The sequence below is a fragment of the Micromonospora sp. Mcm103 genome, assembly GCF_024519755.1.
GTDB classification, from domain to species: Bacteria; Actinomycetota; Actinomycetes; order Mycobacteriales; family Micromonosporaceae; genus Micromonospora; species Micromonospora aurantiaca.
On sequence record NZ_JALJRJ010000007.1, the window covers coordinates 224,246 to 241,233 of the forward strand.

The 16,988-nt window shown below is 71.2% G+C and carries 20 protein-coding genes, 2 tRNA genes and 1 other RNA gene; 11 read left to right on the forward strand and 12 right to left on the reverse strand.

Annotated features, from left to right (window positions below; translation table 11 throughout):
• Positions 1–60 precede the first annotated feature (60 nt).
• The 5 genes from OC439_RS11960 to ffs all read right to left on the reverse strand — a co-directional run bounded on the left by OC439_RS11960 (position 61) and on the right by ffs (position 6,060).
• Positions 61–1,722 (reverse strand): ABC transporter substrate-binding protein, encoded by a 1,662-nt coding sequence (locus OC439_RS11960; protein ID WP_262013454.1) that lies wholly within the window; start codon positions 1,720–1,722, stop codon positions 61–63.
• A gap of 322 nt (positions 1,723–2,044) precedes the next feature.
• Positions 2,045–2,638 (reverse strand): recombination mediator RecR, encoded by a 594-nt coding sequence (gene recR, locus OC439_RS11965; RefSeq protein ID WP_013289050.1) that lies wholly within the window; start codon positions 2,636–2,638, stop codon positions 2,045–2,047.
• Positions 2,639–2,646: 8 nt separating this feature from the next.
• Positions 2,647–2,955, reverse strand: a complete 309-nt coding sequence (locus tag OC439_RS11970) for a YbaB/EbfC family nucleoid-associated protein (protein ID WP_228533033.1) — start codon at positions 2,953–2,955, stop codon at positions 2,647–2,649.
• 108 nt (positions 2,956–3,063) lie between these two features.
• Positions 3,064–5,862: a DNA polymerase III subunit gamma and tau gene (locus OC439_RS11975; protein ID WP_262013455.1), complete on the reverse strand. Its 2,799-nt coding sequence runs from the start codon at positions 5,860–5,862 to the stop codon at positions 3,064–3,066.
• 108 nt (positions 5,863–5,970) lie between these two features.
• Positions 5,971–6,060, reverse strand: an RNA gene (ffs, locus tag OC439_RS11980) — signal recognition particle sRNA small type.
• Between the two features lie 81 nt (positions 6,061–6,141).
• On the opposite strand from ffs, the gene OC439_RS11985 reads away from it, so the two are divergent.
• The 3 genes from OC439_RS11985 (at position 6,142) to OC439_RS11995 (ending at position 7,232) form a co-directional block, all read left to right on the forward strand.
• Positions 6,142–6,226, forward strand: a tRNA-Ser gene (locus OC439_RS11985).
• Between the two features lie 311 nt (positions 6,227–6,537).
• Positions 6,538–6,927: a type II toxin-antitoxin system RelE/ParE family toxin gene (locus OC439_RS11990; RefSeq protein WP_030502119.1), complete on the forward strand. Its 390-nt coding sequence runs from the start codon at positions 6,538–6,540 to the stop codon at positions 6,925–6,927.
• The gene (locus OC439_RS11995) at positions 6,927–7,232 is read left to right on the forward strand and encodes a helix-turn-helix domain-containing protein (RefSeq protein ID WP_043327835.1); all 306 of its coding nucleotides are present in this window, start codon (positions 6,927–6,929) and stop codon (positions 7,230–7,232) included. Before OC439_RS11990 ends, OC439_RS11995 begins: the two co-directional genes overlap by 1 nt.
• A gap of 65 nt (positions 7,233–7,297) precedes the next feature.
• Here the strand turns inward: OC439_RS11995 and OC439_RS12000 are convergent, their stop codons facing one another.
• Positions 7,298–8,518 (reverse strand): RNA polymerase sigma factor, encoded by a 1,221-nt coding sequence (locus OC439_RS12000; RefSeq protein ID WP_262013456.1) that lies wholly within the window; start codon positions 8,516–8,518, stop codon positions 7,298–7,300.
• Positions 8,515–8,847: a YciI family protein gene (locus OC439_RS12005; RefSeq protein WP_262013457.1), complete on the reverse strand. Its 333-nt coding sequence runs from the start codon at positions 8,845–8,847 to the stop codon at positions 8,515–8,517. Before OC439_RS12005 ends, OC439_RS12000 begins: the two co-directional genes overlap by 4 nt.
• Before the next feature lie 965 nt (positions 8,848–9,812).
• Between OC439_RS12005 and OC439_RS12010 the strand changes: the two genes are divergently transcribed.
• From OC439_RS12010 to OC439_RS12025, 4 genes are read left to right on the forward strand one after another with little or no spacing between them, the layout of a single operon-like run.
• Positions 9,813–10,382: a hypothetical protein gene (locus OC439_RS12010; RefSeq protein ID WP_262013458.1), complete on the forward strand. Its 570-nt coding sequence runs from the start codon at positions 9,813–9,815 to the stop codon at positions 10,380–10,382.
• Positions 10,383–10,403: 21 nt separating this feature from the next.
• The gene (locus OC439_RS12015; protein WP_262013459.1) at positions 10,404–10,916 is read left to right on the forward strand and encodes an NUDIX domain-containing protein; all 513 of its coding nucleotides are present in this window, start codon (positions 10,404–10,406) and stop codon (positions 10,914–10,916) included.
• Between the two features lie 51 nt (positions 10,917–10,967).
• Positions 10,968–11,582, forward strand: coding sequence for a hypothetical protein (locus OC439_RS12020; RefSeq protein WP_262013460.1), 615 nt, complete (start codon positions 10,968–10,970; stop codon positions 11,580–11,582).
• Positions 11,579–12,100, forward strand: a complete 522-nt coding sequence (locus OC439_RS12025) for a hypothetical protein (RefSeq protein WP_135242414.1) — start codon at positions 11,579–11,581, stop codon at positions 12,098–12,100. The genes OC439_RS12020 and OC439_RS12025 overlap by 4 nt, the downstream gene beginning before the upstream one ends.
• 39 nt (positions 12,101–12,139) lie before the next feature.
• Here OC439_RS12025 and OC439_RS12030 read toward each other — a convergent pair.
• Positions 12,140–12,229: transfer RNA gene (locus OC439_RS12030), tRNA-Ser, on the reverse strand.
• A 75-nt stretch (positions 12,230–12,304) separates the two neighbouring features.
• On the opposite strand from OC439_RS12030, the gene deoD reads away from it, so the two are divergent.
• From deoD to OC439_RS12045, 3 genes are all read left to right on the forward strand, one after another.
• Positions 12,305–13,012: a purine-nucleoside phosphorylase gene (deoD, locus tag OC439_RS12035; protein WP_047891806.1), complete on the forward strand. Its 708-nt coding sequence runs from the start codon at positions 12,305–12,307 to the stop codon at positions 13,010–13,012.
• 112 nt (positions 13,013–13,124) lie between these two features.
• The gene (locus tag OC439_RS12040) at positions 13,125–13,763 is read left to right on the forward strand and encodes a TetR/AcrR family transcriptional regulator (protein WP_262013462.1); all 639 of its coding nucleotides are present in this window, start codon (positions 13,125–13,127) and stop codon (positions 13,761–13,763) included.
• The gene (locus OC439_RS12045) at positions 13,760–14,227 is read left to right on the forward strand and encodes an acyl-CoA thioesterase (protein ID WP_262013463.1); all 468 of its coding nucleotides are present in this window, start codon (positions 13,760–13,762) and stop codon (positions 14,225–14,227) included. Before OC439_RS12040 ends, OC439_RS12045 begins: the two co-directional genes overlap by 4 nt.
• An 11-nt stretch (positions 14,228–14,238) precedes the next feature.
• Here the strand turns inward: OC439_RS12045 and OC439_RS12050 are convergent, their stop codons facing one another.
• The 4 genes from OC439_RS12050 to OC439_RS12065 form a co-directional block, all read right to left on the reverse strand.
• Entirely contained in the window at positions 14,239–14,676 is a 438-nt protein-coding gene (locus tag OC439_RS12050) for a nucleoside deaminase (protein WP_262013485.1), read from the reverse strand.
• A gap of 178 nt (positions 14,677–14,854) precedes the next feature.
• Positions 14,855–15,379 (reverse strand): tRNA adenosine deaminase-associated protein, encoded by a 525-nt coding sequence (locus OC439_RS12055; RefSeq protein ID WP_262013464.1) that lies wholly within the window; start codon positions 15,377–15,379, stop codon positions 14,855–14,857.
• 122 nt (positions 15,380–15,501) lie between these two features.
• Positions 15,502–15,672: a hypothetical protein gene (locus OC439_RS12060; protein ID WP_018786529.1), complete on the reverse strand. Its 171-nt coding sequence runs from the start codon at positions 15,670–15,672 to the stop codon at positions 15,502–15,504.
• Between the two features lie 72 nt (positions 15,673–15,744).
• Positions 15,745–16,041 carry a hypothetical protein gene (locus tag OC439_RS12065; protein WP_262013486.1) on the reverse strand — a complete coding sequence of 99 codons (297 nt, stop codon included), beginning with the start codon at positions 16,039–16,041 and terminating at the stop codon, positions 15,745–15,747.
• A 172-nt stretch (positions 16,042–16,213) separates the two neighbouring features.
• Between OC439_RS12065 and OC439_RS12070 the strand changes: the two genes are divergently transcribed.
• Positions 16,214–16,945 (forward strand): M23 family metallopeptidase, encoded by a 732-nt coding sequence (locus OC439_RS12070; protein WP_262013465.1) that lies wholly within the window; start codon positions 16,214–16,216, stop codon positions 16,943–16,945.
• Positions 16,946–16,988: the final 43 nt, after the last annotated feature.

The following is a 16,988-nucleotide window of genomic DNA, read 5'->3' on the forward strand; positions in this document are numbered from 1 at the left end:
GCGGAGGGGTGCGGGCGGGCGCTGTGGTCACAGCGCCCGCCCGCGTACGGTGCCTTCAGATCACTTGAACTCTGCGGTCGCGTACCGCTCGTCGGTGAGCGGGCTCGCCTTGATCCCGGTCACGTCCTTGCCGAACACGATCGCCGGCGGGGAGTGCGAGATCGGCACACCCGGCAGGAAGTCCATGATCGACTTGTTCAGTGCCTTGTACTTCTCCGTACGGGCCGCCGCGTCGGCGGTGGTGTCGGCGTCCTTGAACTGCGCGAAGAGCTGGGGGTTGTTGAAGCCCCACTCGTCCTTCGGGCGGTCGAAGAAGGTGCCGATGAAGTTGTACGCGTCGCCGTAGTCACCGGTCCAGCCGAGGAAGTGCAGGTCGTGCTTGTTGCCGGAGGTGGTGGCGTTGAGGTAGTCCGGGCTCCACTTCAGCGGGATGGCCTGGACGTTGATGCCGACCGCCTTGAGGTCCGCCGAGAGCAGCTCGAAGATGTCCTTCGGGTTCGGCATGTACGGCCGGGTGACCTCGGTCGGGTAGTGGAACTTCAGCGTCAGGTTCGACGCGCCGGCCTCGGCCAGCAGGGCCTTCGCCTTGGCGGGGTCGTAGTCGTACTTGGTGACGTCGCCGTTCCAGCCCTCGACGGTGTCCGGGAAGAAGTTCATCGCGACCTTGGCGCCCGGGGGCAGCTTCGAGTCGACCAGGGCCTGCCGGTTCAGCGCGTGCGCGATGGCCTGCCGGACCTTCAGGTCGGCCAGCTTCGGGTTCCCCTTCTGGTTGATCGCCAGGTAGAGGATGTTGAAGGCGGGCCGGGTGAGGACGTTGAAGCCCTCCTTCTTCAGCGGCTCGACGTCGGCCGGGCCGACCAGGTCGTAGCCCTGGATGTCACCCGAGCGGAGCGCCTGCTTGCGGGCGTTCTCGTCCGAGATCGTCTTGAAGATGATGGTCTTCAGCTTGGCCTTGTCGCCGTAGTAGTCGTCGTTGCGCTCGATGGTGAGCGACTTGTTCGCGATGTCCCACGCCTTGAACTTGAACGGGCCGGTGCCGGTCGGGTGCTCCATCGCGTACGCCGGGTACTTGATGTCCTCGGCGGTGCCGGTGACGTTGCTGGCGTCGTACTGCTCCATCGCCTTCGGGCTCTGGATCGAGAACGACGGCAGCATGAGCGCGGCCGGGATCTTGCTGGACACCCGGGTGAACGCCAGGTCCACAGTGGTGGCGTCCTTGGCCGTGCAGGACTTGAAGAGGCTCGGCGGCAGGTCCGGGTTCTCGTTCTTGGCGAACCCGCCCATGACGTCCTGCCAGTACGCGGTCACGTCCGGGCTCTGCATGAGGCCCTTGGCGTTGTACCAGCGGTTGAAGTTGACGCAGACGGCCTCGGCGTTGAAGTCGGTGCCGTCGTGGAACTTGACACCCGAGCGGAGCTTGAAGGTCCAGGTCGTGCCCGCCGCATCCGGCGTCCAGGACTCGGCGAGGCCCGGCGTCACCTTGGTGCCGCCCTCCTCCGGACGGACCAGGGTCTCGAAGACCTGGCGCGCCACGCGCAGCGACTCACCGTCGCTGGCGAAGCTGGGGTCGAGCACCTTCGGGTCTCCGGCGACGCCGAAGACGAGGGTGTCCTTCTTGCTATCTCCGGAGCCACTCTCACGGTCGCTCTCGGCGCAGCCTGCAACCGCGAGGGCCGCGACCGCGACGGCCGCGATTGCGACCTTCGGCCTGGATGCACGCATGGTGCTTCACCTCGTCCTTGGGGGTACGGACAACGTGGTGACAGGGTCACCGATGTGCGCAGACCTTAGCCCTCGGGTGGACGGCGCGGAAACGGGCGGGGGGCGGGTTGGTATCGAATCGTGTCTGTTCCGCAACGAGGCATACGAATCGAAGGATAATCACTTACGCTGCCGATGTTTCGTCGGCCAGAAGGCCGAATTTATTACGTCGATCCGGTCCCGGACGCACGTTCCTGTCAGATCGACGGACATGCCCGTCCGGCCCGGAGACACGTCCGGCGGGCACCCCGCAGGGCACCCGCCGGAGGCGGCACGACTTGATTCAGACGGCCCGTCGGCCCTCGAAGGCCCGGCCCAGCGTGATCTCGTCGGCGTACTCCAGGTCGCCGCCGACCGGCAGTCCACTCGCGAGCCGGGTCACCGCGATCCCCATCGGCTTGACCATCAGCGCCAGGTAGGTGGCTGTCGCCTCGCCCTCGGTGTTCGGGTCGGTGGCGAGGATCAGCTCGCGGACCTCGCCGCCGCCGAGGCGGGTCATCAGCTCACGGATCCGAAGGTTGTCCGGGCCGATGCCCTCCAGCGGATTGATCGCGCCGCCGAGCACGTGGTAGCGCCCGCGGAACTCGCCGGTCCGCTCGATCGCCACCACGTCCTTCGGCTCCTCGACCACACAGAGCACCTCGTCGGTGCGCCGTGGGTCGCGGCAGATCCGGCACTGCTCCGACTCGGCCACGTTGTAGCAGGTCGTGCAGAACCGGACCAGGTCCTTGACCTTGCGCAGCGCGCCGGCCAGCCGGTTCACGTCGGCCGGATCCGCCGACAGCACGTGGAACGCGATCCGCTGGGCGCTCTTCGGGCCCACGCCCGGCAGCCGGCCCAGCTCGTCGATCAGATCCTGGATGGCACCCTCGTACATCTGCCGGCTCAGAACCCGGGCAGGCTGAGGCCGCCCATGCCGCCCGCGACCGGGCCCATCTTCTTCTCGGTCAGCTCGCGGGCCGCCTCGGCGGCGTTGTGCACTGCGGCGACCACCAGGTCCTCGAGCGTCTCGACGTCCTCCGGGTCGACCGCCTTCGGGTCGATCTTGATCGCCTTCAGCTCACCGGTACCGGCGACCGTAGCGGTGACCAGGCCCCCGCCGGCGGTGCCGGTCAGCTCCGCCTCGGCCAGCTCGGCCTGGGCCTTGGCGATCTGCTGCTGCATCTTCTGCGCCTGCTTCAGCATCTGCTGCATGTTCGGCTGTCCACCTGGGCGCACGGACCGCTCCTTCTTCCACTCGTCTGCTCGGCCGCGCCCAGCCTAGTCGGGCCACGGCACCGCTGAATCGCGGTCGGCGCACGCTCAGCGCGCGTCCACCTCGTCGATCTTCTCCGCCCCGAACGTCTCGCGCAGCAGCTGCACCGCCTGCTCCTCACTCGACTGCCGGGCGGTCCGCTCGTCGATCACTTCGTCGAGCGGCTCGTCGCCCGGATCGAACCCCTCGTAGGCGGGCGCCGCGGCGGGCGCGCCCCCGCCCCGCACCGGGCCGTCGAAGTCCGGGTCGTAGGGCGGCTCGCCCGCCCACTCGGCATCGGCCGTCTTCCGCGCCGGCTGCGCCGCGCGCGGCCCCTTGCCGGCACCACCGCCCGCGGCAGCAGCCGCCGCGGCCGCACGCGCCGCCGCGATCGCGCTGTTCTTCGGCCCCGCCGGCCTCGCCCCACCGGCAGGCGCCGCCGCAGGTGCAGCAGGCTTGGGTACGACGACAGGGGCGGTGGCGGTCGCCGTGCCCCCGCCCGGACGGGCCGCCGCCGGCCAGTCCTCCGCATCCCCGGTGCCCGCCGCCGAGGCGGTACCGGCGGCCGCGCCACCGGGCCGAACGGGCTCCGGCCAGTCCTCCTCGCCGGCCGGCCCAGCCGCAGCGACCGGCGTGGTCGAGGATCGGGCCGTGCTGTCGGGCTTCGTCGATTCCGGGCGCCCGGCAGCACCGGAGTCCGGACGGCCCGGTCCCGGGTCGGGTGCGGTCGAGTGGGAGAAGTCTGCTGCGCTGCCGGAAGCGGGGCGCACCTGAGCGGTGCCAGCCGCTCGGGGGTCCGGGCGACCGGGAGCGGCGTCGGACGCGGCACCTGTCGGGGCGGGGGCCGAGCGGGCCGGAGCGCTGTCGGGCGCGTTGCGGCCCGGTGCGGCGTCGGCCTGCGCGCGGCTCGCACCGGACGGGCGGGACGGGCCGCCGAGTGAGGCCGCGCCGCGCTCGCCCGCCACCTCGCAGCGGATCTGCCAGCGACCGCCCAGCTCCTCGTAGAGCGCGTCGGTCAGCACGGCGGCGTGGTCGGCCATCATCTTCGCCAGCACCGTCGACTTCACGGTCAGCACCAGGGTGTCGCCGTCCAGGTCGCGTACCACCGCGTCCCGCATCAGCGCGGCGATCCGCTTGTTGCTCCGGTTGACCTTGCCGACCACCTCGGGCCAGACCCGGCGCACCGCTACTGCGTCGAGCGCGCCGGGATTCGCCGCGCCCGGGCGGGGCGGCTCGGGCGTGGCCGGGTCGCGCATCACCGCGGACGGCGGTACCGGGCGTCGGGCGGTGGCCGGACCGGACGTCGTCGAGCCGGAGGCGGCCGGTGCAGGGAACCCGGCGTCCGTGTCGGTGTGCACCCCGGCAGCCGCGGCCGCTTCGGTCGCCACCGGGGCGGGACGCGGGCCGGACTCGGCAGACGCCGGACCGGACTCGGCAACCGCACCGGCCGCGGGACGGGAATCGGTGGCCGCACCGTTCGGGGCCGGACGGGCACCGGGTGCGGCGTTCCGGGCACCCGCCGCAGCGGCTGCGGCGGCACGTGCGGCGGCCGCACCGGTCGGGGCACCGGCAGCCGCCGGCGTGCCGGCGGAATCCGGGTGGACCGCGGCGGCAGCCGCGCCCGGGGCGGGAGCTGCCGGGCGTACCCCAGGGGTCTGGGTGGGATGCGCGGAGTCGGCGGCGGCCGGCGGCAGCTCGGCGCCCCCGAGCGTCAGCCGGCGCTCCATCCGCTCCAGGCGCTGGAGCAGGCCGGCCGAGGTGTCGTCCGCGCCGGGCAGCAGCATGCGCGCGCAGATCAGCTCCAGCAGCAGCCGGGGCGCGGTGGTGCCGCGCATCTCGACCAGGCCGTTGTGCACGATGTCGGCGCAGCGGGACAGCGTGGCCGGGCCGAGGCGCTGCGCCTGGGCGGCCATCCGCTCGATCTGGTCGGCCGGGCCGTCGATGAGGCCCCTGGCGGCGGCATCGGGCACCTGCTGCAGGACGATCAGGTCGCGGAGGCGTTCCAGCAGGTCGGAGGCGAAGCGGCGCGAGTCGTGCCCGGCCTCGGCGACCCGGTCGACCGTGGCGTACGCGGCGGCGCCGTCACCGGCGGCGAGCGCGTCGCACATCTCGTCGATCAGCGCGGCGTCGGTGACCCCGAGCAGCGCGGCGGCCCGGGCGTAGTCGACGCCCTCCGGGCCGGCGCCCGCGATGAGCTGGTCGAGCACGGAGAGGCTGTCGCGCATGCTGCCCCCGCCGGCGCGCACCACCAGCGGGAAGACCGCCGGCTCGACAGTGACGCCCTCCGCCTCGCAGAGCTGTTCGAGGTAGGGGCGGACCACCTTCGGCGGGAACAGCCGGAACGGGTAGTGGTGGGTCCGCGACTTGATCGTGCCGAGGACCTTCTCCGGTTCGGTGGTGGCGAAGATGAACTTGACGTACTCCGGGGGCTCCTCGACCAGCTTGAGCAGGGCGTTGAAGCCGGCCGACGAGACCATGTGCGCCTCGTCGATGATGTAGATCTTGAAGCGGCTGCGGGCCGGGGCGAAGAACGCCTTCTCGCGCAGCTCACGGGCGTCGTCGACACCACCGTGGCTGGCCGCGTCGATCTCGATGACGTCGATCGAGCCGCCGCCGTCGGGAGCCAGCCCGCGACACGAGTCACACTGCCCGCACGGCTCGGGGGTGGGGCCCTGCTCGCAGTTGAGGGAGCGGGCCAGGATCCGGGCGCTGGAGGTCTTGCCGCAGCCCCGCGGACCGGAGAAGAGGTAGGCGTGGTTGAGCCGCCCGCTGCGCAGCGCCTGCGACAGCGGCTCGGTGACCTGCTCCTGGCCGATCATCTCGGCGAACGTCCGCGGCCGGTACTTGCGGTAAAGGGCCAGTGCCACCCGTCCCGCCTCCTCTCGAGGAGAGCCATTCTGCGCCGGTCGGCCCCGGGTGACCACCCACCACCCCGTGACCCGACCCGCAGGGACGTTACCCGGCCCGGGAGACAGAAAGGCCTCCCGTGCACCCGGCAGAGCTCGCTTATCCTTGCTGCCTTCCGGCCCTGGGGAGGTTCACGAGGTACCGCCGCACGGGAGGTGACGCCAAGCCTACCCGAAGGGTTGTGGATCTTCCGGGAGGGTGGGGTGGCCCGCCGTCGGGAGACCTGTATCCTGGCTCGCGGAGGATTCGCCTAGAGGCCTAGGGCGCACGCTTGGAAAGCGTGTTGGGTTCACACCCTCACGAGTTCGAATCTCGTATCCTCCGCTCGCTTGAGCAGGAAAAACGACAGGGCCGGCCCCCACGGGACCGGCCCTGAGTCGTCTACGCTCACCCTCGTCTCACTTGCCATGGTCCGGCCCGCCTGGTTGCTCGCGGCCGGCTGCTCGGCCAGATCGCTGGCGGCTGTCATGAATCGCAGAGATCAGCTCTCCCCGTCACTCGCGCGCAGACACAGGATGGTCTTGTCGTACTCCTGACGCTACGTAGTGCCGGATCTGTGCATGTGCTAGCACTGTGATGCCAAGAGTCCGATTTTTATTCCCAGAACCACAATCGTTATAACGCAGGAGTATTACGTGGTCTACAGTGGGGAAGCGAGCGGATGGGAAGTCAGCCTCACTGAGGAGGTCGAGGAGTGGTTCCTTCGCCTCAGTAAGGATGACCCGGATTCCGCAGGCCAGGTGGCCGCCGCCATTGACCTGCTCGCCGAGGAAGGCCCGGCCCTCGGGCGGCCCCTCGTTGACCATGTGAAGGGCTCCGACTACAAGAACATGAAGGAGCTCCGGCCGGGCTCGGCGGGGGATACGGAGATCAGGATCCTGTTCGCCTTCGACCCCCAGCGGGAGGCCATCCTCCTGGTCGCGGGTGACAAGGCCGGCAACTGGAAGGGCTGGTACGAGACCAGCATCCTCGAAGCGGACCAGAAGTTCACCGAGCACCTGCGAGAGCTGAAGGGACAACGCTGATGGCACGTAGCTGGCGGGACGTTCGCTCCCGCGCCGACCTGAACGAGACCACCGTCGAGCAGCACAAGGAGCGGATGCGCGGCGAGGTCCGCGCCGCGCGCCTGCGCGAGATGCGCGAGCGCCGGGGCCTGACCCAGCAGCAGGTCGCTGACCGCATGAAGGTGTCGCAGCCTCGCGTCGCGGCGATCGAGAACGGCGAGTTGCCGAAGGCCGAGGTTGGCACTGTTGTGCGTTACATCAGGGCCCTCGGCGGCAACGTGGAGATCGTCGCTGACTTCGAGGGCGAGCGGGTCACCCTCAGCTGAGTGGGCAAGAGATAGACACGAAGGGGCGTCGCTTGCGGCGCCCCTTCGGCGTTCCATGGCACTCCTCACCCGGTGCCCAACTGGTCCCGTCGCCGCTTCAGGTACGCCGTCTCCGCGCTGTTCCCGGCCAACTCGATCGCCCGGTCGTACGCCGCCCGCGCCTCCCCACCCCGCCCCATTCGCCGCAACAACTCGGCACGCGTCGCGTGGTACGCGTGATACCCGTCCAGCGGCAACGCGTCCACCTCCGCAAGCGCGACCTGCGGCCCGTCCAGTTCCACGACCGCCACGGCCCGGTTAAGCCGCACGATCGGCGACGGGTCGACGCGTACCAGATGGTCGTAGAGCGCGGCGACCTGCGCCCAGTCGGTGTCCCGCGCGTCGCGGGCGTCGGTGTGGACGGCGTTTATCGCGGCGAGGATCTGGTAGCGGCCCGGCGGCCGTCCGGCGGCGATGCACGCGCGGACCAGGGCGTGTCCCTCGGCGATCAGCTCACGGTCCCAGGCGCTGCGGTCCTGCTCGGCCAGGACGACGAGTTCGCCTGTCGCGGAGACCCGGGCGGGCCGGCGGGCCTCGGTGAGCAGCATCAGCGCCAGGAGTCCGGTGGCCTCGTCGTCGTCGGGCAGCAGCGTACGGACCAGCCGGGTGAGCCGGATCGCCTCGGCGGTCAGGTCGGCGCGCACCGCTTCCTTGCCCGGGTCGGAGGCGAGGTAGCCCTCGTTGAAGATCAGGTACAGGACGGCGAGCACGCCGCTGACCCGGGACGGCAGGTCGTCGCGGGACGGCACCCGGTACGGGATCCCGGCCGCCTTGATCTTCGTCTTGGCCCGGGTGATCCGCCTGCTCATGGCGGCCTCCTGGACGAGATACGCCCGGGCGATCTCCGGCACGGTGAGCCCGCCGACCAGGCGCAGCGTCAGCGCCACCCGCGCCTCCATGGCCAGCGCCGGGTGGCAGCAGGTGAAGATCAGGCGGAGCCGGTCGTCGTCGATGACACCGAGCGGTTCGGGCACGTCGGCCAGCATCAGCGCCTCCCGGTGCTTGTCGTCCCGCCGGCTCTCGCGCCGGATCCGGTCGACAGCCCGCCGGTACGCGGTGGTGGTGAGCCACGCGCCGGGGTTCGGCGGTACGCCGTCGGCCGACCACCGCTCGACGGCGGCGGCGAACGCCTCGGCGGTCATCTCCTCCGCGACGTCGAGGTCGCCGATGCGCCGGGCGAGCGTGGCGACGACCCGGGCCCACTCCTCGCGGTGGACCCGGGTGAGCGCCTCGCCGACGTCTGTCACGCGCCCAGGAACGGCCGCAGCTCGACCCGCCTGTTGCACTGCTGCGACGCCAGCGCGGCGAGCGGCAGCGCCACGTCGAAGTCCGGTGCCTCGATGATCCAGAACCCGCCGACGTACTCCTTCGTCTCCACGTAGGGCCCGTCGGTGAGCAGCGGACTTCCGCCCCGCGCGTCCACGACGGTGGCCGTCTCCGGCGCCGCGAGCCCACCGGCGAAGACCCAGTGGCCGCCGGCGCGCAACTGCTCGTTGAACTCACCGATCGCTGCCATCTCCGCCTCGGTGGCCGAGCCGGTCGTGTCGTCGAGTACGGAGATCAGGTACTGCGCCATTGGTCCCTCTTCCACTCTCGCCGGCCGCCGCGGCCGCCGTCACCCCGGCTACGAACACCGTCACCCCGATCCGACAGCCTCCGAGGAGGTCGATCACGCAATTCTCGTACGTGGCACTCCAACCTTTTGGTCCTAGTCATGACCGGTTATGCGTTGCATGTATAACCGAAAGTCACTGAGCGGGTTGAATAAGTGAGTGATCGCGGCATCGAGGCCGAGCAGGTGTGCGCGTTGCGGCGCCAACCTGGCTGCCGACAACGACTCGGGACGGTGCGCTCCCTGTCAGCGAGCGGAGCGGGACCGCATCGTCGCTGCTCCCGACGTTCCACCCAGCTTCTGGTCCCATGAACCGCTTCGCCATGCGCTTGCGGATCGGCACCTCGGTGGCGTTGTCCGCGCCTACCGTCACCATCCCTATCACGGGCGACAGCCGCTGCCCCAAACCACTGTCGCCGGCTGGTTCGGGATTACGCAGGCGCAACTGAGCCGCATCGAGAACGGACCGGCGGTGGTGCACCTCGACCGACTGGCACATTGGGCCCGCGTGCTGCGGATACCCGCGCACACCTTGTGGTTCCGACTACCGGCCGCACCAGGCGACACCCCGCTGCCGGCCGATGTCGTGGAGGTGGGTCCTCAACTGATCCGCGCACTCCGATCCGCAGATCGTCAAGTCGGCGGCAAATACCTCTACAGCACCGTGCTGTCACACCTCGCCACCTTCTCCACGCCGACAGGTCGTCCTCCTGCCATGCCCCCGCAAGTGCTCATGGCGGTGGCGGCCCTGCACGAGATGGCCGGTTGGATGGCACACGATTCCGGGGACAGCACGACGAGTAGACGGCACTTCCTTGACGCCTTGGCGCTCGCCGTCGACAGCAGAGACGCGCTGCTGGTGGCGCAGGTGCACGGAAGCCTGAGCCACCTCGCCTGCCACGGCGGAGACGCGGAGGCCGCGATCTCACATGCCAGCGACGGGCTCGCGGCCCGTCGCCCAAGAGGACGCCGGTGCTCTGATACGCGCCCGTCTTCTTGCCTTGCAGGCGCGCGGCCTCGCCGCAGCAGGTCTCACCGCCGACTGCCACGCTTCCCTTCAGCGGGCCGAGTCCGCCTTCGCGGAGGCGGCACCTGCACCCACCGAATGGCTGAGTCCGTTCGACCGCACCTCGTTCGATATCGAGTCGGCACGTTGCCTGCTTCGCCTCGGTGACGTCACGGCCGCTCTTCGCATCCTCAACGGCAGCGTCGCCGAGCGGCCGGGCGGCCGGGTGCGGAGTCAGGCGCTCGCCCGGATGCTCCTGGCCACCGCGCTCGTCGGGCAGGCCCGGATCGAGGAGGCGTGCGACCTGACGCATCAGACCGTCGATCTCACCCATGGTCTGGGCTCGGCCGTCGTCCTCGACCAGCTCAGACATCTCGCACTGCTGCTGCGGTCGCATGCCGTCCGGTGCCCGGACGTGCCACAGCTTCTGGACCGGCTTCGCGACACCATCCGGGAGCGGAGATGGGTGGCGCTGCCGCTGCCGACGGGGTGAGGACAGCCGACAATCGTCGGTATGGCCGACGAGCGTCCCCTGTACGAGCGAGATCCGGCAGCCTGGCACGCCCACCTCGCCGAGGGCAACGCGCGGCAGCCCCGGAAGCGGGTGGGAGCCGACGTACTGCTGCGCAACGGTGACGGCGACGTCCTGTTGGTGGATCCGCGCTACAAGCCGGACTGGGACCTGCCGGGCGGCATGGCGGAGGCGAACGAGCCGCCGCACCTGGCCGCCGAGCGGGAGGTACGCGAGGAGTTGGGTCTCGATCTGTGCGTCGGACCGTTGCTGGTGGTGGACTGGGTGGCACCGCACGGCCCGTGGGACGACAGCCTGATGTTCATCTTCGACGGCGGCGCACTGCCTCCCGCAGAGCCGTTGAAACCGGCTGACGGCGAACTGACCGACGCACGATTCGTTGCGCTCGCTGATGCGCAGGCGTTGCTTCGCCCGTACGTTTGGCATCGGCTGCGTCACGCGGTGGCCGCGCTGAGCGACGGACGCCCGAGGTACCTGACCAACGGAACCACCTGAAGCCGTCGTACACATGTTCCATCCACAGCCTGTGGACGCCGAGAGGACCGGATGAGTTACCAGCTCAACGCCGTGGTCGCCGACGTCGAACTGCTTCGCGAGCAGACCGCCGACCTGGATCACGCGGTGCTCGCCGCGCTCCGCCAGGACTTCGCGCTGCTGCCGGTCACCCGGCAGTTGGTGCAGGAGCTGACCGGCGGCCTGCCGGACTTCGCCACCGACGAGCCGCGCGCCGAGCGTCCGTTCCGGCTGGTGCTCTCGCCGCCGCTGGCGGAGGTGCTGGCCCGCTGGTCGAGGAGCGGCCCGGTGGCGTACCTGGAGGCGGAGTTCGCGGGCGGCCTGGGCCACCAGTCGGCGGTGGTGTGGCTCGGCGGCGAGGTGAGCTGGGGCCCGCGGTACGACGCCGCGTTGGACCGGCCGCGTACCGAGTGGCCGATCAACACGGCGCTGGCCCGGCTGGGCGCGGAGCCGGGCGCGTGGATCGACCCGTTCGCGGAGCTGGGCCTGCACCTGGAACGCGACACGGACGGCTGGCTGGCGCACGGCCGGCGCGGACTGTCCGCCGACTACTGGGACGAACTGGCCGAGGAGTGGGAACTACGCCAATCCGACAAACAACAGCAACCTCATCGCCCCGGTCCCGTTGGTGACTGGGGGATTGCATGAAACTACGACAATTCGGCTTTATTGCCGCACTGCTTGCTGCCGCGTCCGCAGCCGGCAGCGGCGTTCATCCACAGTGGCCCACCCGCCCGGTCGGCGCCGCTCAGGTGGTGAGTCTGGAGGGACTGCGCAACGCGGAGTTCGGCGACACCGAGGCGGACCTGACCCGGCGCGGTGTGCTGCGCGCCGACGAGGAGGCATGCGGACCCGCGCTGGTCGGGCACGGTTCGGTCAGCCCGATCTTCGTCGACGACCGGCTCGTCCTGCTCTGGCTCGACGACCCGATGAGCACACCCGAGGGCATCAGCGCCGGCTCGCCCGTGGGCGAGGCCCGCGCCGCGTACCCGGGCGCCGTCGACCTGCCGGCACCGCCCGGCAGTCACCGCTTCGCCGGGCTGCTCGCCCGCGACGGCGACCGCGCGTACCTGTTCCTGCACGACGGCGTCACCGTCCGGGAGATCATCGCCGGGTACGCGGACTGGGCCCGCCGCCTCTTCGACGAGGGCTACGGCCCCTGCTGACGACGAAGCGCCCGGGACAACCCGGGCGCTTGATCGATATGGCGGTGGCGGCGGGATTTGAACCCGCGGAGGGCGTAAACCCTCACACGCTTTCGAGGCGTGCTCCTTAGGCCACTCGGACACGCCACCGCCGACGAGGGTACAGGACCGCCGGCTTGGACGCCGAACCGGTATCCCTCGGCCCGGCCTGGCAGGATCTTTGCCATGAGTACGCACATCGGCGCTGAGCCGGGAGAGATCGCCGAGCGGGTCCTGATGCCGGGCGACCCGCTGCGGGCCAAGTGGATCGCGGAGACCTACCTGGAGGGGGCCCGCTGCTACACGACGGTGCGCGGCATGCTGGGCTTCACCGGGAAGTGGAACGGTGTCGACGTGTCCGTCCAGGGTTCCGGCATGGGCATGCCGTCCGCCTCGATCTACGCCCACGAGCTGGTAAACGAGTACGGCGTGAAGTCGCTGATCCGGGTCGGCTCCTGTGGCGCCCTGACCGAGGATCTGCAGCTGCGGGACGTGGTGGCGGCGATCGGCTCGTCCACCGACTCGAACATGAACCGGATGCGCTTCGACGGGCTGATCGACTACGCCCCGGTGGCCGACTTCGGGCTGCTGCGTACCTCGGTCGAGGTGGCCGAGCGGCGCGGCATCAGCATGCGGGTCGGACCGATCCTGGCGGCGGACGCCTTCTACACCGACCGGCCGGACCTGTACGACAGGCTCGCCGACTACGGCGTGCTGGCGGTGGAGATGGAGTCGGCGGCGCTCTACACGATCGCGGCGCGTTTCAAGGCCCGCGCGCTGACCATCCTGACCGTCAGCGACCACATCAAGACCGGCGAGAAGACCACGTCGCAGGAGCGCGAGCAGACGTTCGGCCAGATGGTCGAGATCGCGCTGGACACCATCATCGCCTGACCTGATCGATCCTGGACCGCCCCGTCACCGCTCGGTGGCGGGGCGGTTGCGCGTTACCGGTGTCACAAAAATAAATACGACCGGTCGTGCTTGTTTCCCTTACGCTGACCGCATGACCTCCGACGGCCGCGTCGCCCGTGGCGACCGCACCCGCACCGCGGTGCTGGACACCGCAGTGGCGCTTGCGACCGAGGTCGGCCTGCACGGCCTGTCGCTGGCCCAGCTCGCCGACCGGCTGGAGGTGAGCAAGTCCGGCCTCTTCGCGCACTGGCGCTCCAAGGAGGCACTGCAACTCGCCACCGTCGACCGGGCCGTGGCGCAGTGGCAGGAGATGATCGTCGCCCCCGCCCTGCACGCACCTCGGGGCGTACGCCGGCTGCGCGCGCTGCACGAGGCCCGGATCGACTTCTACGCCGCCCGGGTACTGCCCGGCGGCTGCTTCTTCGCCAACACCGAGTTCGAGTACAACGCCCGTCCCGGCCCGGTCCGGGACCGGCTCGCCGAGGCATTCGGCAGGTGGACCGCGCTGCTGGAGCGCCTCGTCCAGGATGCGGTCGACCTCGGCGAACTCCCCGCCGACCTGGACGTGCCGCTGCTGGCGTACGAGATCGACGCGCTGGGGATCAGCGCGGTGATGCGGTCCCGTCTGCTCGACCCCGACGCCTCCTACCGGCACGCCCGCCAGGGCCTGCTGAACCGGCTGCGGGCGCTCTGCCCGGATCCGGCCCTGCTACCGGAAGGCCAGTCATGAGCCACGCCACCACCGACCGTCCGGTCGCCGAGTTCGGGCACGTCGAGCACGTGCCTGTGCACTTCGACGACCTGGACGCGATGGGCATCCTGCACAACGCCCGGTACGCCGTACTGCTGGAACGCGCGCTTACGCCGTACTGGGCCGAGCGCGGCGTCGCCTTCCGCGGCGACGTGCACGCCACCCCCGACGTGTTCCACGCGGTCCGCGAGTTCACCATCACCTACCAGGCGCCGGTCGTCGGCGTCGGCACGGTGGCTGTGCACTTCTGGCTGGAGTACTTCGGCACCAGCAGCGCCCGCTACGCCTTCGAGTTCCGCTCGACCGACGGCGCCACCGTGCACGCCTCCGGCACCCGGTCGATCGTCCGGCTGGACCCGGCCACGCTGCGCCCGACCGCCTGGACCGAGGTCGGCCGCGCGATCGCCGCGACGCTGCTCCGCCCCGCACCGGCAGGCGCCTGAGACAGAACCTCTCAGCGGAAGAAGGCGCGCAGCACCGCCGCGCTCTCGCGTTCCAGCACGCCTCCGTACACCTCGGGGCGGTGCGTGACGCGGCGGTCGCGCAGCACGTCCCAGAGCGACCCGACGGCGCCGGTCTTCGGTTCCCAGGCGCCGAAGACGACTGTCGAGACGCGCGCCAGCGCGATCGCTCCGGCGCACATGGTGCACGGTTCGAGCGTCACGACGAGCGTGCAGTCGTCCAGCCGCCAGCGGCCCAGCCGCTGCGCGGCCCGCCGCAGCGCCAGCACCTCGGCGTGCGCGGTCGGGTCGCCGGTCAGCTCCCGCTCGTTGCGCCCGATCGCGAGTTCGGCGCCGTCGGGGCCGTAGAGCACCGCGCCGACCGGCACGTCGTCGGCGTCGGGGGGCGCACCGTCCGCGCCGGTCACCGCGACCTCAAGGGCCCGGCGCATCCACAGCTCGTGCCGCTGCCGGCGGCCCACCGCGCCCGGGTCGGCCAGCGCCTCGTCGGCGCCGGGACCGACGCGTGCGGCCCGGCCGGGGGTGGGCTGCCCCGGGCGTACGGTCTCCAGCGACGGGTCGGTCGCGTCTGCCGGTTCGGCGGCGCCGGGCGTCACTGACTCCCCGGGCTCAGACCTCACGCAGCTCCTCGACCTCGTCCACGCAGCCGAGCACCTGGCAGATCTCGGCTGTCACGTCGGCCGGCATGGAGCCCTCGTGCGCGCAGAGCGCCAGCAGCTTCTGCGCCGGGATGCCCAGGTCGGCCAGCAGGTCGGCGTCGCCGACCGGGTCGGCCTCCGGGTCAACGGCGGGCTGCTCGGTGTCGTCGTCGCCGGTGGAGGCACGCGGCTCGTCGACATCCTCCAGCCCGGTCACCGAGGTCTTCAGGTCGCCGACCAGCAGCGCGCCCAGCCGGGACTCCTCCGCGTACGCCGAGTCCGAGCCGAAGACCCGCAGGTCCTCCCCCTCGTCCAGGCGCAGGATGACCAGGTACGTGTCGTCGGCCTCGACGAACAGCAGCGAGAGGTCGGCGTCCGGCTCGACGTCGCGCAGCCGGTCGGCCACCTCCTCGATGTCGGTGACACCGCGCAGGCTCACCTCACCGGCGGTCCAGCCGCCGTCGAGGCGCGCCACGGCAGCAGCGAAGTACGACACGGTCCCCCCAAATCAGCCTCGGCAGCACGCCGACACGTCACGCGATGCACGTTAACCGGTCGGGTCGGCAGGCGAGCGGTCAACGCCCCGTATGGGCCGGCCGTTCCTGAAGAGAAAGCCGGTCAGCCGACGACGCGCCGGCGGGTGGCGATGAGTTGGCGCAGCCGCTCGGTGCGGGCCCGCTGCGGTCGCTGGCGCTGCTGTACCGCACGGGCACCGGCCAACTCGGCGAGGAGTTGCAGGCGACGGCGGCTCCGATCGGGGTCGAGCCGCGGCGGTGTGGTCCAGGCCATACCGCGAGCGTGGACCGTCCTCAGGCGTACGTCAAGGTGGCCTTCGCTACGCAGCGAAACCGGCACCGAAGGTCACCAGAGCGGCCAGTCTCCGGTCTGCGCCCAGCGCATCGCGACGATCGCGGCGGCGATGCTCCAACCACCGGCGGTGACGATCGCGACGCCCGTCGCCACTCCCCGGTCGCCGTGACGGACCAGCACCGCGGCGGCCACCCACGCCAGGCCGCCGGCCAGCAACGTCCACCAGGCGTATCCGGCCACGCCGCCGCCGAGCAGCCCGAACAACAGCAACCAGGCGAACGCGACGAGCGCGCCGGCTGCGACGCCGGCGCCGGTGATCGGGTACGGCTCGCGGTAGCTGGGCCGCATCGACGTGCTCGACGGGAACAGCCCGGAGGGCGTACGCGGTGGCGGGAACGCCCCCGGACCGGTCCCCTCGGGTCCGCCGTGCCATCCGTGCGTCACCGCCGCCCCCTTCCCGGATCACCCGTCCCGCGTTCGGCATTCGGTACCTACGGTAGTGGTCTGTCAGGATGACCGGATGCGCTCGCCATCGATCGGACGCCGGACGCGGCCGGCGTACCCGGTCCTGCTGCTCGTCGCGGCGCTCGCCGCCGGTGGGTGCGCCGCCTCCACCGGGCGCGCCGACAGGTGGCAGGAACCGAGCCCGGTGGCGACCGCCGCGCAGCCCGCCGATCCGGCCCCGCCGTCGGCCGCTGCCTCGTCGTCCGCGCCGTCGCCGGCGCGCGCCGACGTGAAGCGGGTCTTCCCGGTACGGGCCGGCAACGTCGACTACCACCCGACGCACGGCGGCTACCCGGGCACCGACGTGTTCGCCGACTGCGGGGAACCGGTGGTGGCGGTCACCGACGGCGTGGTGCTGGAGGTGAGCCGCGTCGACAGGTTCGACAAGCGCGGACCGCTGGGCCCGAACAACGGCGGGCTCTCCGTCGCGCTGCTCGGCGACGACGGGGTGCGCTACTACGGCTCGCACCTGAGCGCGATCGCCGCCGGTGTCGACGCCGGGGTACGCGTACGCGCCGGGCAGCAGCTCGGGAAGGTGGGCCGCACCGGCAACGCCAACAACGTCTGCCACCTGCACTTCGGGCTCTCCCCGAAGTGCACGGGCGCTGACGACTGGTGGATCCGCCGGGGCGTGGTCTGGCCAGCACCGTACCTGAACTCGTGGCGCAAGGGCGGCAACCGCTCGCCGGCCGCCGAGGTCACCGCCTGGCAGCGCAAGCACGGCTGTCCGGCGACGCCCGGCCGGTAGGCGCGCGGCGGCTGACCGGCTCGCGGTGCGGGGTCACCCGGCG

What these genes read in the sequence shown, in the direction of transcription:
- OC439_RS11960 (WP_262013454.1), bottom strand. Translation starts at nt 1,722, where the DNA reads ATGCGTGCATCCAGGCCGAAGGTCGCAATCGCGGCCGTCGCGGTCGCG.
- recR (WP_013289050.1), bottom strand. Translation starts at nt 2,638, where the DNA reads ATGTACGAGGGTGCCATCCAGGATCTGATCGACGAGCTGGGCCGGCTG.
- OC439_RS11970 (WP_228533033.1), bottom strand. Translation starts at nt 2,955, where the DNA reads ATGCAGCAGATGCTGAAGCAGGCGCAGAAGATGCAGCAGCAGATCGCC.
- OC439_RS11995 (WP_043327835.1), top strand. Translation starts at nt 6,927, where the DNA reads ATGGCACGTAGCTGGCGGGACGTTCGCTCCCGCGCCGACCTGAACGAG.
- OC439_RS12005 (WP_262013457.1), bottom strand. Translation starts at nt 8,847, where the DNA reads ATGGCGCAGTACCTGATCTCCGTACTCGACGACACGACCGGCTCGGCC.
- OC439_RS12010 (WP_262013458.1), top strand. Translation starts at nt 9,813, where the DNA reads ATGCCAGCGACGGGCTCGCGGCCCGTCGCCCAAGAGGACGCCGGTGCT.
- OC439_RS12015 (WP_262013459.1), top strand. Translation starts at nt 10,404, where the DNA reads ATGGCCGACGAGCGTCCCCTGTACGAGCGAGATCCGGCAGCCTGGCAC.
- OC439_RS12020 (WP_262013460.1), top strand. Translation starts at nt 10,968, where the DNA reads ATGAGTTACCAGCTCAACGCCGTGGTCGCCGACGTCGAACTGCTTCGC.
- OC439_RS12025 (WP_135242414.1), top strand. Translation starts at nt 11,579, where the DNA reads ATGAAACTACGACAATTCGGCTTTATTGCCGCACTGCTTGCTGCCGCG.
- deoD (WP_047891806.1), top strand. Translation starts at nt 12,305, where the DNA reads ATGAGTACGCACATCGGCGCTGAGCCGGGAGAGATCGCCGAGCGGGTC.
- OC439_RS12040 (WP_262013462.1), top strand. Translation starts at nt 13,125, where the DNA reads ATGACCTCCGACGGCCGCGTCGCCCGTGGCGACCGCACCCGCACCGCG.
- OC439_RS12045 (WP_262013463.1), top strand. Translation starts at nt 13,760, where the DNA reads ATGAGCCACGCCACCACCGACCGTCCGGTCGCCGAGTTCGGGCACGTC.
- OC439_RS12050 (WP_262013485.1), bottom strand. Translation starts at nt 14,676, where the DNA reads ATGCGCCGGGCCCTTGAGGTCGCGGTGACCGGCGCGGACGGTGCGCCC.
- OC439_RS12060 (WP_018786529.1), bottom strand. Translation starts at nt 15,672, where the DNA reads ATGGCCTGGACCACACCGCCGCGGCTCGACCCCGATCGGAGCCGCCGT.
- OC439_RS12065 (WP_262013486.1), bottom strand. Translation starts at nt 16,041, where the DNA reads ATGCGGCCCAGCTACCGCGAGCCGTACCCGATCACCGGCGCCGGCGTC.
- OC439_RS12070 (WP_262013465.1), top strand. Translation starts at nt 16,214, where the DNA reads ATGCGCTCGCCATCGATCGGACGCCGGACGCGGCCGGCGTACCCGGTC.